This is a genomic window from Burkholderia sp. MR1-5-21 (assembly GCF_053427715.1).
This window is the reverse complement of the sequence record NZ_JBSAXD010000014.1, coordinates 20,975-35,153: the sequence shown is the minus strand read 5'-3', so window position 1 is coordinate 35,153 and position 14,179 is coordinate 20,975. Positions and strand designations below refer to the sequence as shown.

14 protein-coding genes are annotated in these 14,179 nt (G+C 68.5%); 9 read left to right on the top strand and 5 right to left on the bottom strand.

Annotated elements, in window-relative coordinates; all coding sequences use genetic code 11:
* Positions 1-258 precede the first annotated feature (258 nt).
* The 3 genes from ACV229_RS19875 to fumC all read left to right on the top strand — a co-directional run bounded on the left by ACV229_RS19875 (position 259) and on the right by fumC (position 3,580).
* Positions 259-477, top strand: a complete 219-nt coding sequence (locus tag ACV229_RS19875) for an RNA-binding S4 domain-containing protein (protein ID WP_059564720.1) — start codon at positions 259-261, stop codon at positions 475-477.
* Between the two features lie 184 nt (positions 478-661).
* Entirely contained in the window at positions 662-2,050 is a 1,389-nt protein-coding gene (gene norM, locus ACV229_RS19870; RefSeq protein ID WP_448084812.1) for a multidrug efflux MATE transporter NorM, read from the top strand.
* A 135-nt stretch (positions 2,051-2,185) separates the two neighbouring features.
* Positions 2,186-3,580: a class II fumarate hydratase gene (gene fumC / locus ACV229_RS19865; protein WP_448084811.1), complete on the top strand. Its 1,395-nt coding sequence runs from the start codon at positions 2,186-2,188 to the stop codon at positions 3,578-3,580.
* Positions 3,581-3,617: 37 nt separating this feature from the next.
* On the opposite strand, the gene ACV229_RS19860 is transcribed toward fumC, so the two are convergent.
* Positions 3,618-4,130: an acyl-CoA thioesterase gene (locus ACV229_RS19860; protein ID WP_448084810.1), complete on the bottom strand. Its 513-nt coding sequence runs from the start codon at positions 4,128-4,130 to the stop codon at positions 3,618-3,620.
* A gap of 154 nt (positions 4,131-4,284) precedes the next feature.
* Positions 4,285-4,428: a hypothetical protein gene (locus ACV229_RS19855; RefSeq protein WP_448075203.1), complete on the bottom strand. Its 144-nt coding sequence runs from the start codon at positions 4,426-4,428 to the stop codon at positions 4,285-4,287.
* Between the two features lie 186 nt (positions 4,429-4,614).
* Here ACV229_RS19855 and ACV229_RS19850 point away from each other — a divergent pair, with 186 nt between their 5' ends.
* Positions 4,615-5,322, top strand: a complete 708-nt coding sequence (locus ACV229_RS19850) for an ArsR/SmtB family transcription factor (protein ID WP_448084809.1) — start codon at positions 4,615-4,617, stop codon at positions 5,320-5,322.
* 173 nt (positions 5,323-5,495) lie between these two features.
* Complete coding sequence (locus ACV229_RS19845) at positions 5,496-8,126, top strand: DUF6600 domain-containing protein (protein WP_448084808.1); 2,631 nt, start codon at positions 5,496-5,498, stop codon at positions 8,124-8,126.
* 103 nt (positions 8,127-8,229) lie between these two features.
* Here the strand turns inward: ACV229_RS19845 and ACV229_RS19840 are convergent, their stop codons facing one another.
* The 3 genes from ACV229_RS19840 to ACV229_RS19830 all read right to left on the bottom strand — a co-directional run bounded on the left by ACV229_RS19840 (position 8,230) and on the right by ACV229_RS19830 (position 11,141).
* A complete protein-coding gene (locus tag ACV229_RS19840; protein ID WP_448084807.1) occupies positions 8,230-9,201 on the bottom strand; it encodes a thymidylate synthase in 972 nt (323 codons plus the stop codon).
* A 41-nt stretch (positions 9,202-9,242) separates the two neighbouring features.
* Positions 9,243-10,640 carry a sigma 54-interacting transcriptional regulator gene (locus ACV229_RS19835; RefSeq protein ID WP_448084806.1) on the bottom strand — a complete coding sequence of 466 codons (1,398 nt, stop codon included), beginning with the start codon at positions 10,638-10,640 and terminating at the stop codon, positions 9,243-9,245.
* Between the two features lie 219 nt (positions 10,641-10,859).
* Positions 10,860-11,141 (bottom strand): hypothetical protein, encoded by a 282-nt coding sequence (locus tag ACV229_RS19830; protein ID WP_448084805.1) that lies wholly within the window; start codon positions 11,139-11,141, stop codon positions 10,860-10,862.
* Between the two features lie 37 nt (positions 11,142-11,178).
* Between ACV229_RS19830 and ACV229_RS19825 the strand changes: the two genes are divergently transcribed.
* Genes ACV229_RS19825 through ACV229_RS19810 form a run of 4 tightly spaced genes read left to right on the top strand, consistent with a single transcriptional unit; the run spans position 11,179 to position 14,158 of the window.
* Positions 11,179-11,538, top strand: a complete 360-nt coding sequence (locus ACV229_RS19825; RefSeq protein WP_448084804.1) for a hypothetical protein — start codon at positions 11,179-11,181, stop codon at positions 11,536-11,538.
* 56 nt (positions 11,539-11,594) lie between these two features.
* Entirely contained in the window at positions 11,595-12,077 is a 483-nt protein-coding gene (locus tag ACV229_RS19820; protein ID WP_448084803.1) for a hypothetical protein, read from the top strand.
* Positions 12,074-12,688 carry a hypothetical protein gene (locus ACV229_RS19815; protein WP_448084802.1) on the top strand — a complete coding sequence of 205 codons (615 nt, stop codon included), beginning with the start codon at positions 12,074-12,076 and terminating at the stop codon, positions 12,686-12,688. Before ACV229_RS19820 ends, ACV229_RS19815 begins: the two co-directional genes overlap by 4 nt.
* Positions 12,689-12,712: 24 nt before the next feature.
* On the top strand, positions 12,713-14,158 hold the full coding sequence (locus tag ACV229_RS19810; protein WP_448084801.1) for a cell wall anchor protein: 1,446 nt from the start codon (positions 12,713-12,715) through the stop codon (positions 14,156-14,158).
* Positions 14,159-14,179: the final 21 nt, after the last annotated feature.

The following is a 14,179-nucleotide window of genomic DNA, read 5'->3' as shown; positions in this document are numbered from 1 at the left end:
GGCTAGAGACCCGGCCCTTGCGGCGTGGGTTCGCCGATCTCGCAGACTGTTACCCACCGTTTCATTTGCTGACGAATGGCTCACACTCCTTAACATCTCGCGCTGGCACATTGTTGACTGGGACGTGATGTGTCCGCGCTCGCCTGATCTCGCCCGCTGACGCGACCGCGCGAGACCGCGCCGCCGCGCTCGCGCCACGGCCCCGCGTGCCGTATGATGCGGGGCGATTCCTCCCGCGCCGTGCGCGCTTTCTTCGTCATGCCCAATCTGGATTTCACGCTGACCGGCGAATTCGTCGAGTTGCACAACCTCCTGAAGATCACCGGCCTCGCCGACAGCGGCGGCTCCGCCAAAGTGATCGTCGCGTCCGGCGCGGTGAAAGTCGACGGCGCCGTCGAACTCCGCAAGACCTGCAAGATCCGCGCAGGCCAGGTCGTGCTGCTCGGCGACACGCGCATCGCGGTGCATGGCGCGTAGCGAAGGCGAGCGCGCCGCATCTCGGCCGCCCCGCCCGCCTGCAACAACGGCGCCGCGCCGCCGCCGACCCTGCCCACGGCAGGGCCATCGGCAACCTGTTCGACAGGGTGTGAATAAACCCGTAAGCTAGCCCTCTCTCAAAATAAGCACAGCGCGGGCCCGCACCCGTGCAAGCGTTCATTCCATGTCGCATTCCGGTCTCTCGCGGACGGCCGCCGCGCCGCCGTCCCTGTCCAGCCACGCCGCCGACACCGCACGCCTCGCCGCCCCGCTCGCGATCGCCCAGCTGTCGCAGATGGCGATGAGCGTCACCGACACGGTGCTGCTCGGCTCGCTCGGCCCCGACTCGCTCGCGGCGGGCGGGCTCGGCGCGAACTTCTTCTTCGTGATCGTCACGGTGCTGCAAGGCGTGCTGTCGTCGGTCAGCGTCAGCGTCGCGCATGCGCGCGGCGCGAAAGCCGACCATCGGGTGCCGCACATCTACTGGACGGGCTTCGCGCTGTCGGTGCTGCTCGCGATTCCCGCGATCGTCGCGCTGTCGCTGTCCGAGCCGATCCTGCTGATGTTCCACGAGCCACCGGCGCTTGCGCGCAACGTCGGCGAATACACGGGCATCCTGCGCTTCGCCGCGCTCGGCAGCCTGATCGGCGTCGGCCTGATGCGCTCGTTCCTGCCGGCGATCGGCGCTGCGCGGCGGCTCTTGTGGGTGTCGCTCGGCGGCGTCGGCGTGAACGCCGTGCTGAACTACGGGCTGATCCACGGCGCGTTCGGGCTGCCGCGGCTCGGCTTTCTCGGTTCCGCGGTCGCGACGACGATCACGATCTGGCTCTCTGCGCTCGCGCTCGTCTGGCTGCTGCACGGCCGCCGGCGCTTCAAGCATTTCGTGACCGTGTCGCGTCCGAAGCTGCCCGTGATGGGCGAGCTGATCGGCATCGGCTGGCCGGTCGCGATCACGTACGGGGTCGAATCGACGCTGTTCCTCGCGACCGGCCTCACGGTCGGCGTGCTCGGCGCGACGTCGCTTGCTGCGCACCAGATCGCGCTGAACGTTGCGTCGGTGTCGTTCATGGTGCCGCTCGCGATCGGCCAGGCAGCCAACGTCCGCGTCGGCTACTGGGTCGGCGCGGGCGCGCCCGTCGCCGCGCGGCACGCGGGTTTCGTCGCGCTCGGGCTCGGCGTCGCGTTCATGTCGCTGTCGGGGCTCGTGATGATCGTCGCGCCGCACACGATCGTCGGCCTCTACCTGCGCCTCGACGACCCCGCCAACGCGGGCACCGTGTCGCTCGCCGCGTCGCTGCTCGGGATCGCCGCGGTGTTCCAGATCGTCGACGGCATGCAGACGGTCGCGTCCGGCGCGCTGCGCGGCCTGAAGGACACGCGCATCCCGATGCTGGCCGCCACCTTCGGCTACTGGGGGATCGGCTTTCCGACCGGCTACTGGCTCGCGTTCCATGCGGGCCTCGGCGCACGCGGCCTGTGGTGGGGCCTCGCGGCAGGACTCGCAAGCGTCGCCGCGCTGATGGCGTGGCGCTTCCACCTGAAGAGCGCATCGCTCGCGAAGCCGCGCGCATGAGCGCCTGACGACGCAAACCCGCCGTCGGCGCTATCCTTCTTCCGTTGAAGACGCCGCTCGAGCGGCGCGACTGCCTCACGATACGCCCGATGCCGCGCGCCGCGCGGCCCTTCCCCTTTCGAAGAGGAGTGCACCATGAACGAAGCAGTTCGGATGGAACGCGACACGTTCGGCGAGATCGCCGTGCCGGCCGCCCGGCTATGGGGTGCGCAGACCGAGCGCTCGCTGCAGAACTTCAGGATCTCGACCGAGAAGCAGTCGCCGGAGCTGATCCACGCGCTCGCGATCGTCAAGCGCGCGGCGGCCACCGTGAACCAGGCGCTCGGCGTGCTGACCGACGACAAGGCGCACGCGATCATCGCGGCGGCCGACGAGATCATCGCGGGCCAGCACCCGCGCGAATTCCCGCTCGCGGTCTGGCAGACCGGTTCCGGCACGCAGACGAACATGAACCTCAACGAGGTGATCGCCAACCGGGCGAGCGAGCTGATGGGCGGCGAGCGCGGCGAAGCGCGCAAGGTCCATCCGAACGACGACGTGAACCGCGGGCAATCGTCGAACGACGTGTTCCCGACCGCGATGCACGTCGCCGCCGCGTATGCGATCGCCAACCATCTGCTGCCCGCGCTGCGTACGCTGCGCGCGACGCTCGACGCGAAATCGAAGGCGTTCGCCGACATCGTGAAGATCGGCCGCACCCACCTGCAGGACGCGACGCCACTCACGCTCGGCCAGGAATTCTCAGGCTACGTCGCGCAGCTCGACCAGGGCGTCCGGCACGTCGAATCGGCGCTGCCGCACCTGTACGAACTCGCGCTCGGCGGCACCGCGGTCGGCACGGGGCTGAACGCGCATCCTGAATTCGCGGTGCGCGTCGCCGACGAGATCGGCCGCCTGACGAAGCTGCCGTTCGTCACCGCACCGAGCAAGTTCGAGGTGATGGCGGCCGCCGACGCGCTCGTGTTCGCGCACGGCGCGCTGAAGACCGTCGCGGCGAGCCTGATGAAGATCGCGAACGACGTCCGCTGGCTCGCGAGCGGGCCGCGCTGCGGGCTGGGCGAGCTGTCGATTCCCGAGAACGAGCCGGGCAGCTCGATCATGCCGGGCAAGGTGAATCCGACGCAGTCGGAGGCCGTGACGATGCTGTGCTGCCAGGTGTTCGGCAACGACGTCGCGGTGAACGTCGGCGGCGCGAGCGGCAATTTCGAGCTGAACGTGTTCCGGCCGATGATCGCGCACAACGTGCTGCAGTCGGTGCGGCTGCTCGCCGACGGCGCGCAGAGCTTCAACGACCATTGCGCGGTGGGCATCGAGCCGAACCGCGCGCGCATCGACCTGCTGCTGAACGAATCGCTGATGCTCGTGACGGCGCTCAATCCGCACATCGGCTATGACAAGGCCGCGCAGATCGCGAAGAAGGCGCACAAGGAAGGCACGACGCTGAAGGCCGCCGCGCTCTCGCTCGGCTATCTGACCGAGGCGGAATTCGATGCATGGGTGCGGCCGGAACAGATGATCGGGTCGCGCTGACGCGCGCGGCGCTCGCCGGGTTCGCGGGGCGCGGCCGTCAGACCGTGCCCTTCGCGACCTCTTCGGGCTTCATCTCGACGATCTTGTCGAGCGCGGCGCGCACGTCCATCGCGTATTTCGCGAGACGCTTCTGCTCGTCGGTCTCGGGCACGAACGGCGGCACCGGCAACGGGTTGCCGTTCTCGTCGACCGCGACGAACACGACGAGGCAGTCGGTCGTCTGGCGCAGCACGCCGCCCTTCGGATCGCCGGCGTGCACGGACACGTGGATGTGCATGCTGGTGCGCCCCGTCGCGACAACGCGCGCCTTCAGCTCGACGAGGTTGCCGACCATGATCGGGCGCTGGAAGCGGATGTTGCCGACGCTGACCGTCACGCAGTAGCGGCTCGACCAGACTGCCGCGCATGCGTACGCGACCTCGTCGATCCATTTCATCAGCGCGCCGCCGTGCACCTTGCCGCCGAAGTTCACGGACGACGGCTCGGCGAGAAAGCGGAACACGGTTTCGGAGCGATCGAGGGTCGCGGGGGCAGGGTTCGAGGTGGACATCTTGTGGGCTCCAGGCGGCGGGGGGGCGCTGCAATCGGGGCCATTATACGTGGCGCTGCGACAACGCGTCGCGACGCGCCGGCCCGCGCGGCGCAAGCGGCGCAACCGGGCATGCACGGGCCGCTGCGCGCCCCGGACGCGGATCACCGCCCGCTCAGCGGCGCACCGTGATGCCCTGGTCGATCACGCCGTACATCTCGATACTGCCGCCGCGCTCGCCGGCGGAACTCGCGCCGCCGCCCTGCGCACAGGCCGCGCAGACCAGCGCGACCGCCAACATGCCGAAAATCGTCTTCATCGTCGCATCGTATTGCACGTGTTGCATGCGGCGGCCCGCTGCCGCCGCGTCCGGTCATTCTACGCGCGGCGGCGCTCGCGCTGCCGATCGGCTCCGCATTCGACATTTCATCCCGACGCGAAACATCGAATGCCGCAAGCGCCTACACTGCGAGACATGCCCCCTCTCCTCTGCCGGAACACCGCGATGACCGATACCGACGACCATCATTTTCCGGGCCTGAGCCGCATCGGCGCGCTGATCGCCGATCCCGGACGGGCCGCGATGCTGTGGGTGCTGATGGACGGCAGCGCCCGCCCCGCCGGCGAGCTGACGCTGATCGCCGGGCTGTCGCCGTCCGCGGCGAGCGCCCACCTGTCGCGGCTGACGGAAGGCGGGCTGCTCGCGCTCGACGTGCGCGGCCGCCACCGCTATTACCGGCTCGCGTCCGCCGATATCGCCGCGTCGCTCGAGGCGCTCGCGAACGTCGCCCGCGCGGCGGCGCCGAACCGGCCGGTTCCGCCGACCGCGCGCAGCGTGCCGGCCGAACTCCGCTACGCGCGCACCTGCTACGACCACATGGCCGGCGAACTCGCGGTGCGCATCTTCGACGGGCTCACCGCGCGCGGCTGGCTGCACGCGCAAGGCGATGCGGTCGACACGACCGAGCTCGGCACGCAGGCGCTCGCGCGCTGGGGCATCGACGTCGCGCAGCAGCGCGCGCGCCGGCGCCGCTTCGCGTGCGGTTGCCTCGACTGGAGCGAACGCCGCGCGCATCTGGGTGGCGCGCTTGGCGCGGCGCTGCTCGACAGCTTCTGCGCACACGGCTGGATCGAGCGCACCGCGCGGCCGCGCGTGCTGCGCGTCACGGTTTCCGGACAGCAGGCGATCGACGCGTGGCTTACGACCGCATGACGCGACGATTGCAGTCGCACTACAGCCGCACGACAACCGCGCCGGACGGACAAGTTTTGTTACAGGACGGGCATTTGGCCTTACAAAACACCGCGCATTGAAACAGGCAGAGCGGATATTGTGAAATCAACGGCACGAATCGACGCGCCGGGATAACGACGAAGACGCTCACCATGGCTCCCCTGTTCACGCTCAAGCGCACCGTACGCTTCACGTTGCTCGCCGTCGCGGCGCTCGCCGCGCTGCCGCCCGCGTTCGCGCAATCGACCGACGCGCCGCCGTATGCGGCCGCCGCCCAGCAACCGGGCGGCGACCCGCCCGGCCGGGTCGCACGGCTCAATTACCTGTCCGGCGCGGTCACGACCGAGCCGGCCGGCACCGATACGTGGTCTTACGCCGCCGTGAACCGGCCGCTGACGACCGGGGACCAGCTCTGGAACGACGCCGGCGCCCGCTCGGAACTGCATATCGGCTCGACCGCGGTGCGGCTCGGCCAATCGACAAGCCTGTCGGTGCTGAACCTCGACGACACGACGACGCAGCTGAAGGTCGGCCTCGGCTCCGTGTCGACGCACGTGCGGTCGCTGCCGCCCGGTACATCGTATGAAATCGACACGCCGAACCTCGCGCTCGGCCTGACCGGCCCCGGCGACTACCGCGTCGACGTCGCGCCGGACGGCGCGAGCACGACCGTCACCGTGCGGCGCGGCAGTGCGACCGTCTACGGCGACAACGGCCAGTACCCGCTGTCCGCCGGCCAGCAGGTCGTGTTCACCGGCACCAACCTGCAGGTCGCGCAGGAAGCCCCCGCCCCCGGGCGCGATCCGCTCGACCAGTGGGCGGCCGGCCGCGACGGGGCCGAGGACCGCTCGGTGTCGGCCCGCTACGTGTCGCGCGACATCCCCGGCTATCAGGATCTCGATGAGAATGGCACGTGGCGCCAGGACCCGAGCTACGGCTCCGTGTGGGTGCCGAACGACGTGCCGTCCGACTGGGCGCCGTATCACGACGGCCACTGGATCTGGCAAGCGCCGTGGGGCTGGACCTGGGTCGACGACCAGCCGTGGGGCTTCGCGCCGTATCACTATGGCCGCTGGGCGTATGTCGACGATAGCTGGGCGTGGGTGCCGGGCCCGGTCGTCGTCAGCGAGCCGCCCGTCTATGCGCCGGCGCTCGTCGCGTTCGTCGGCGGTGGCGGCGGCGGCTTCGACTGGAGCGTCGGCCTCGCGGTCGGCGGCATCGCGGCGGCGGGCTGCGCGTGGTTCCCGCTCGGCCCCGGCGAGCGCTGGCATCCGGGCTGGGGCGGCTGGAGCCCCCACTACTACGACCGCGTCAACCGGAACATCGTGGTGAACAACGTCAACGTGAACAAGACCGTGAACGTGACGAACATCAACAACATCACCAACATCAACAACACGTACATCAACTATCGCGCGCCGCATGCGATCACGGCCGTGCCCGCGACCGCGTTCGTGCACGGCCAGCCGGTCGCGCATTTCGCGCAGCACGTCGATCCGCAGCAGTGGCACAACGCGCACGTGATCCCCGGCACGCCCGGCATCGCGCCGGTGCGCCAGAGCTTCACCGGCGGGCTGCGCAATGCCGCCTATCACCCGCCGGTCGCGGTCGCGCAGCACCCGGTCATCGCGACGCGCAACCCGGCGGTGCCGCCCGCGTATCGCGACCAGGCGGCCGCGCACCTCGCAATGCAAGGTGGACGCGTGCCCGGCGCGGGCGCCCCCGTCGTGAAGACGGCCGCGCCGCCCGACTACACGCCGCGTCCGATCCGCGTCCCCGGCAACCCGCAACAAGGCTGGGCGATGCGTAACGTGCAGCTCGTCAATGCGCATGGGCCGGTCGTGCAGCCTGCGCATGTGCAGGGCGAAGACCACCCCGGCGCCGCAGCGCATGCGGGCCCGTCCGGCCTCGCGGCGGCCGGCATCGGCGCAGCGGCCGCCGGTCTGGGTGCCGCAGCGCTCATGGGTGCCGCACACGGTGGCCACCCGATGGATAGCAATGCCGCGAACGCACCGCACCTGATGAACGGCGCCGCGCCGAACGTGGCCGCAGCCCAGCATGCCGCCGTCGCGCCGGAACCGAGCGTCCCGCATCCGCCGTCGCTCGGCAACACGCCCGCCCAGCACGGCGATGCGCGGTTCGCGCAGGCCGCCGCTGCGCCGTCGCCTGCGTGGATGCAGCCGCATCCGCCGATCGACCGGCAACGCGCCGCGCCCGGGCCGTCCGGCGCGCCGCTGTCGGCGACGCACCCGGCGGGGCAGAACGCACTGCTGCCGATGCGCGGCACGCAGACGCCGCATCCGGAAGCCGCACCGCAGGGCGGCACGCAAACGCCGCGCCCGGAAGCCGCGCCACAGGGCGGCACGCAAGCCGCACGGCCGGGCGAAACGGCGCCTGCGCCGCGTGCGCTGCCGCAGCCGCGCGCCGACCTCGGCACGCAAATCCCGCAGCCGCGACCGCGCCCCGATTTCGCGGCACCCGCGCAGCACGCGCAACCGCGGCCGGATTACGCGGCGCCGGCACCGCGGCCGCACCCGGACTACGCCGCGCCCGCGCCCCGTCCGAACTACGCGCCGCCGCACGTGAACGAATATCGTCCGCCGGCCCCGGTTCACGAAGCGCCGCGCCCGCAGCCGGCGATGCAGATGCCCGCACCGCGGATGGAGCCTCGGCAGCAGGCACCGGCCCCGCGCATGGAGCCGCGCCCGGCCCCGCCGCCGCAACAGCACGCGCAAAGCAACCCGCCGCCGCAAGCGCAGCACGACAATCGGCGTCACGAATAAGCGAGCGCACGCGCGGACAACAAAACGCCCCGACCGGCGCAAGCCGGTCGGGGCGTTGATTTGTCGGCGACGTACCGTCGGGCGCAGCGCCCGACGCGCGCGCTCAGACGGCCATCGGCGCCGTCAGGGGTTCATGGTGCCGGTAGCCGGCGAGCGAGAAATCGGACGGCTCGACCTTCTCGAGCCACTCCGGCGCGTACACGCCGGTCTGCGCATAGTCGGGCACGCGGTCGGCGATCACGAGCCGCGGGCTTTCGTACGGTTCGCGCGCGAGCTGCTGCTGCAGCATGTCGAGCTGGTTCTCGTAGATGTGCGCGTCGCCAATGAAATAGGTGAACCAGCGCGGCGTATAGCCGGTCAGGCGGCCGACCAGCGACAGCAGCGCCGCCCCTTCGGTCAGGTTGAACGGCGTGCCGAGCCCGACGTCGTTGCTGCGGATATACAGGCACAGCGAGATCTCGCGCTTCGCGGCGTTCGGCAGGAACTGGTACAGCAGATGGCAGGCCGGCAGCGCGATCTCGTCGAGCACCGCCGGATTCCACGCGTGGAACAGGATGCGGCGGTCGGACGGGTTCTGCATGATCGTGTCCAGGCACTGGCGCAACTGGTCGATCGCCTTGTACAGCAACACCTTCGGCACGCCGTCCTCGTCGAAGCGCGTGACGATGCGAAAGCCGCGGCGCGTCGCATCGGCGATCTGTGCGTCGGCACCCGCGTCGAGCACCTTGTAGCCGGGCCACCGGCGCCACTGGACGCCATACACGTCGCCGAGATCGTCGACGCCCTGCCGATACGGATTCGCGAGCCATTGCGCGTTCTCGTTCGCATTGGCGTCCCACACCTTGCAGCCGAGCGCGCGGAAATCGGCCGCACTGCGCGACGCGCGCAGGAAGCCGACCAGCTCGCCGATCGCCGACTTGAACGCGAGCCGCTTCGTCGTCACGGCCGGAAAGCCTTGCTGGAGGTCGAAGCGCAGCATCGCGCCGGGCATGCTGATGGTGCGAATGCCCGTGCGATTCTCCTGCCAGGTACCGGTGTCGAGGATGGTGCGAACGAGATCGAGATACTGTTTCATGCGGGTTCCTTCGGCCGCGAGGGCGGCCGCACCCGCCAATTCTAGCAAGCGTGCCGCGGAAGCTCCGGCAACGACGCCGGAAACCCGGCCAGCGCATCGCCGCGATCGCGCATGCCGTGCGCGCACATCAGCCGGTACAGCGTGACGCGCGACACGCCGAGCTCGCGCGCCGCGTCGGCGAAACGGCCGCGGTGACGCAGCAACGCATGCTCGATCGCCTGCCGCTCGGCCGCCTCACGCGCCTCGACGAGCGACACGGGCGCCAGCACCGCAAAGTCGCTCAGCTCCAGATCCTCGGCGGTGATCGTCCGGCCTTCCGACATCACGATCGCGCGGCGCACGCGGTTGATCAGCTCGCGCACGTTGCCCGGCCACGGATAGCCGTACAGCGCGGCGATCGCGTCGGGCGAGAACCCCCGCAGGCGGCGATGCGAGTCGCCCTTGAAGCGTTCGAGCATGTGCCGCGCCAGCACTTCGATGTCCTTGCCGCGGGCGCGCAGCGGCGGCTCCTCGACCTTCAGCACGCAGAGCCGGTGGTACAGATCCTCGCGAAAACGCCCTTCGCGCAGCGCCGCTTCCATATCGACATGTGTCGCGCAGATCACGCGCACGTCGACCTGCACGGACACGTGCGCGCCGAGCCGCTCGATCTTGCCCTCCTGCAGGAAGCGCAACAGGCTCGCCTGGCTCTCGAGCGGCAGGTCGCCGATCTCGTCGAGGAACAGCGTACCGCCGTGCGCGGCCTCGACGCGACCGACCTTGCGCTGGTTCGCGCCGGTGAATGCACCGCGCTCGTAGCCGAACAGCTCAGCCTGCAGCAGCGTCGACGGAATCGCACCGCAGTTGATCGCGATGAACGGCGCCTGTGCGCGCGACGACCGCTCATGGATCGCGACGGCCGTCAGTTCCTTGCCGGTGCCCGATTCGCCGGAAATGAACACGGGCGCATCGGTTGTCGCCACCCGGCGAATCATCTTGAAGAGCGCCAGCATCGCTTCGCAGGTGCCGACCATCTCGCCTTCCCCGCGCCCGGCCCCCGCCGGCAGCGGGACCGGATCGGTCAGCGCGACCATCCCGTGCGCATGGCCGATCGTCTCGACGATGCGCGAGGTCTCGTACGGCATCGTCACGTAATCGAAGCAGTAGTCGCGAATCAGGTGCCGCAGCGCGGCGTCCTGCAGCTGGCCGCGCTGCGTCGCCGCGATCCAGCCGATGTGCGGAATCGTCAGGCAGGGTTCGAGTTCGTGCAGGTCGGCCGGTTTGAAACCCGACGAGAAATCGAGCAGCCCGGCTGTTGCGATGCCGTGCTGCACGACGCGTCGCACGTCGCGCACGGTTTCGGCGAGATCGACGCGCCAGCCGCGCGCATCGAAATGGCCGCGCAACGCATCGCTCGGTTCCCTCGAGAAATAGATCACATGCCGTGCTTCGGCTTCCATAAGCTCACCCCGGTCATCAACCGTCTAACGATTACCGACGCATGCCAAATCGCACGCAAAAATCGAATCGGGTCATGCCCAGGCTGGCTCGATTCACCATGCAATGCGAGGCAGCACCACGCCTCGCTTGATGGCGCTCATGAAATCGCGGATTACGGCCGCAGGTCTCTTCGCGTGTAGTTTTTTGCTTGGTCAAAACAGCTTAGTTATAGGCGCCCATTAAGACAAACCGATTTCAACGCCGTGCGCGCGATCGAATGACGGCCCGACAAAACCGGTTGTCGGCCATTCCTCTGCATATATGCACAGGCGCACCGGTAGCCGCTTGTTTCGTATCGACACGTAGCGTTGATTTTCATCCTTGAAGCGGATTGCTTGAATCCGCAGTACTCCCAAGTCCCCTCGTTTCAGGCCTGAAACATTTTTTTTGCGTTTCGCCGGCCAATTCGCCACGCCGAAATGCGGATCGCGCTCACCGCAACGGTTTGACGTCGATGGCATGCATTTCGCTGATTACAGCGCACACGGGAGACACGCCATGCGACACGTCCTTCGCCTTTCCCTCGCCTCGGCGGCCATCGCGCTCGCAGCCGCATCGCTGCCGATCGCGGCAGCCGCCCAGGAAGCCGTACAGCCGGACGCGCCCGTCGCAACGTTTGCGTCGCCGCTCGCGGACGCTACGTGGATGAAGCGTTATACGCCGCTCGACGAGAACACGCTAGCCCAGCAACGCGGCCGCGCGCCGGGCATCGTGACAGTCTCCACGACGCCGGCGATGACGGGCGGCAGCGCGTCCGTCACGTTGTGGGACGAGATCGCGCCGCCCGCGCCGCTGCCGATACCGGTCGACGCGCAACGCGCGATGCAAGGCAACAACGCGAGCTACACGCGCAAGTAACCGACACCGAACCGCACCGGCGCTCGTCGATCGATGCGCCGTCCGAGAGGCCCGACATGAACGTTCCGCTGTCTTCGCTTCGCCGCCCGGCTCTCGCCGCGCTGTGCGCGACGCTCGCCGGCATCGTCTGCGGCACGGCATTCGCGCAGGAACAGCCCGCGAACCCCGGCGACGTCATCGTCGCGCGCGACATCACGCCGCGCGTCGCGTACGACACTGTGCCGAAAGCCCAGGACCCCGTGCTCGTGCGCGCGACGACGTTTCCGGCGAACAGCTTCGATCCGATGATGGCCACGATGGTCTCCGACACGGACCTGACCAACGCGCACGGCTCGAATGGCGTCGCGCCCGGCGGGATCCTCGGCGGCAGCGGCATGCAGGCCGTCACGCGCGTCCTCGCCGGTGACGCGGGCAGCAGCGCGATCGTGCGCGGCGCGATCGGCGGTGCACCCACGACGGGCGGCATCGGCGGCACGATCGCGAACTCGGTGACGGGTGCGATCGCCCCGCTCACGAGTGCACTGGGAGCCATCAAGTGAACACGCGCACGCTTCGCGCGCCGCTCGCGATCGCACTCGTTGCCGCGTTCGCTGCACCGGGCGTGTTCGCACAGAGCGAACCGGTCGTCAGCGGTAACGCAACGATTGCGACCGACGCAGGCAGCGGTGTAACCGGCGCAATCGCGGTCAACGAAACGGCCGGCCTCGACAACGCGCAGAGCAATCAGCTCGCGTTGGGAATGGGTACCCCAGGCGGCGGATACGTCGGCGTCACGCAGTCGGCGATCGCGCACGCACACGTGGGCGACACGACGACGCGCATCGAGGGCTCGGCATTTTCGAATGTCTCGGGCGCACTGCTGGTGAACCAGAGCGCAGGGGCGGGAAATCTTCAGCGCAACAGCACCGTGCTCGGCACGCTGGGCGCGGAAGCAAGGGCTGTCTCGGATACCGAACTATCCGAGACAGCCCCGGGACACGGAGGACCGGGACTCCCGGTGGGCGGGCGGGTTATGCCCGAGGCGTCGATTAGCGGCGACGCTTTCAAGCATATCAGCGGCATCGTACAAGTCAACCAGACCTCCGGCGCCGGTAATGCAACGGCGAACAGTTTTGTGCTCCGTCCCCCGGCGGGCACTCTTTTTAATTAAGCCATCACCGTAACGGAGCGTACTATGAAGCGCACACTCATTGCAGCGGCGGTCCTCTTGACAGCGGCAGGTTCCGTCTATGCCGCGCCGCCGAAGGTATATCTGTTCAATACGACCGGCGTAACCGAAACGGTCGGCATTCGCGGCTGGGTCCGGATCTTCGGATGCGTGACCGTGACGAGCACCGCGGGCGCTGTCATCAACAACAACCAGACCGTGATGCTCCCCGAAGGGACGTCGCTCGACCCGAACTATCACAGCTACACGCTGGGTGCGGTCACGACGACCTTCAACAACGAAGACAAGAACGTCTCGGTGAACGGCAGCTCGTCGTTCTCGTCGAGCGAATCGTTCATGAAGATGTCGTCGTCGAAGTCGAGCAAAACGCACGCGTCGTCGCACGATTCGAGCAGCGTGACGGCATGGGCGTCGGCCGAAAACGAAACGTCGCAGTCGAGCAGAAACTCACAGCACTCGTCCTCGTCGACGGACACGAGCGCCAGCAGCGGTCACCAGGCCGTCGCGGGCGTCCTGACGGTCACGGTCGCCGCGTCTGCGAACGCAAGCGAAACGCATACCCACACCGGCAATCGTCGCAACGGCGGCAGCAGCGAGAGCAAGAACTTCGACGGCAGCCTCTATGTGGCAGGCGCGGCCGGTGTCGCATGGGACGGTGCGTCGTCGAAGAGCACGACGCACAACGACATGTCGAGTTCTTCGAAGAGCTCAAGCTCGTCGGAAAGTGAAGACGGCTACAAGGCGCGCGTGCATCACGACCAGTCGGCATCGACCGAATCGTCGAGCAAGTCGTCCGAGAAGAGCGCGTCCGAGACGTTCTCGAAGAGCAAGTCGTGGAGCTACAACCTCGACCTCGACAAGACTGACGTGACCACGACGGGCAGCGTCACGCACTACGTCGACACCCGCCACGCCGGCGTGCTGAACGCAGGCACCGGCAGCAACGCCGCATCGGGCGTGACCGGCAACCTCGGCGTGAACGTCGCGGAAGGCATCGACAACGCGCAAAGCAACGACGTGTCGCTTGCGTCGGTCGACATCGGCAACGTGTTCGGCAACGCGCAGATCTTCAGCAAGCAGTCGTCGGCGGGCTACGCCAGTGTCAACAACTTCAAGCTGAACGCGACGGTCGGCGACGGCTCGCTGTCGAACGTGTCAGGCAACGTCGGCGTGAACGTCGCGTCGGGCATCGGCAACGTGCAGAACAACAGCCTGGCCGGCGCCGTGACGACCGTCAATGCGACGCAAGCCCAGACGGTCGCGATGGTCGCGACCGACGACAACACGCAAACCGCGGCGGCGGGGGTCAGCGGACGCTTCGAAGGCAATGCGACGCTCGGCGCGAACACGCTGCACGGCTCGACCGGCAACATCGGCGTGAACATTGCTGGCGGTGTCGGCAACCTTCAGCACAACGGTCTCGCAATTGCCGCGCTCAACAACGGTCATTGACCGTTACAACCGGGGGAACGC

Bases quoted from the DNA above. Each gene is read 5' to 3' on its own strand.
- ACV229_RS19875 (WP_059564720.1), top strand. From the start codon at position 259: ATGCCCAATCTGGATTTCACGCTGACCGGCGAATTCGTCGAGTTGCAC.
- norM (WP_448084812.1), top strand. From the start codon at position 662: ATGTCGCATTCCGGTCTCTCGCGGACGGCCGCCGCGCCGCCGTCCCTG.
- fumC (WP_448084811.1), top strand. From the start codon at position 2,186: ATGAACGAAGCAGTTCGGATGGAACGCGACACGTTCGGCGAGATCGCC.
- ACV229_RS19860 (WP_448084810.1), bottom strand. From the start codon at position 4,130: ATGTCCACCTCGAACCCTGCCCCCGCGACCCTCGATCGCTCCGAAACC.
- ACV229_RS19855 (WP_448075203.1), bottom strand. From the start codon at position 4,428: ATGAAGACGATTTTCGGCATGTTGGCGGTCGCGCTGGTCTGCGCGGCC.
- ACV229_RS19850 (WP_448084809.1), top strand. From the start codon at position 4,615: ATGACCGATACCGACGACCATCATTTTCCGGGCCTGAGCCGCATCGGC.
- ACV229_RS19845 (WP_448084808.1), top strand. From the start codon at position 5,496: ATGGCTCCCCTGTTCACGCTCAAGCGCACCGTACGCTTCACGTTGCTC.
- ACV229_RS19840 (WP_448084807.1), bottom strand. From the start codon at position 9,201: ATGAAACAGTATCTCGATCTCGTTCGCACCATCCTCGACACCGGTACC.
- ACV229_RS19835 (WP_448084806.1), bottom strand. From the start codon at position 10,640: ATGGAAGCCGAAGCACGGCATGTGATCTATTTCTCGAGGGAACCGAGC.
- ACV229_RS19830 (WP_448084805.1), bottom strand. From the start codon at position 11,141: ATGCCATCGACGTCAAACCGTTGCGGTGAGCGCGATCCGCATTTCGGC.
- ACV229_RS19825 (WP_448084804.1), top strand. From the start codon at position 11,179: ATGCGACACGTCCTTCGCCTTTCCCTCGCCTCGGCGGCCATCGCGCTC.
- ACV229_RS19820 (WP_448084803.1), top strand. From the start codon at position 11,595: ATGAACGTTCCGCTGTCTTCGCTTCGCCGCCCGGCTCTCGCCGCGCTG.
- ACV229_RS19810 (WP_448084801.1), top strand. From the start codon at position 12,713: ATGAAGCGCACACTCATTGCAGCGGCGGTCCTCTTGACAGCGGCAGGT.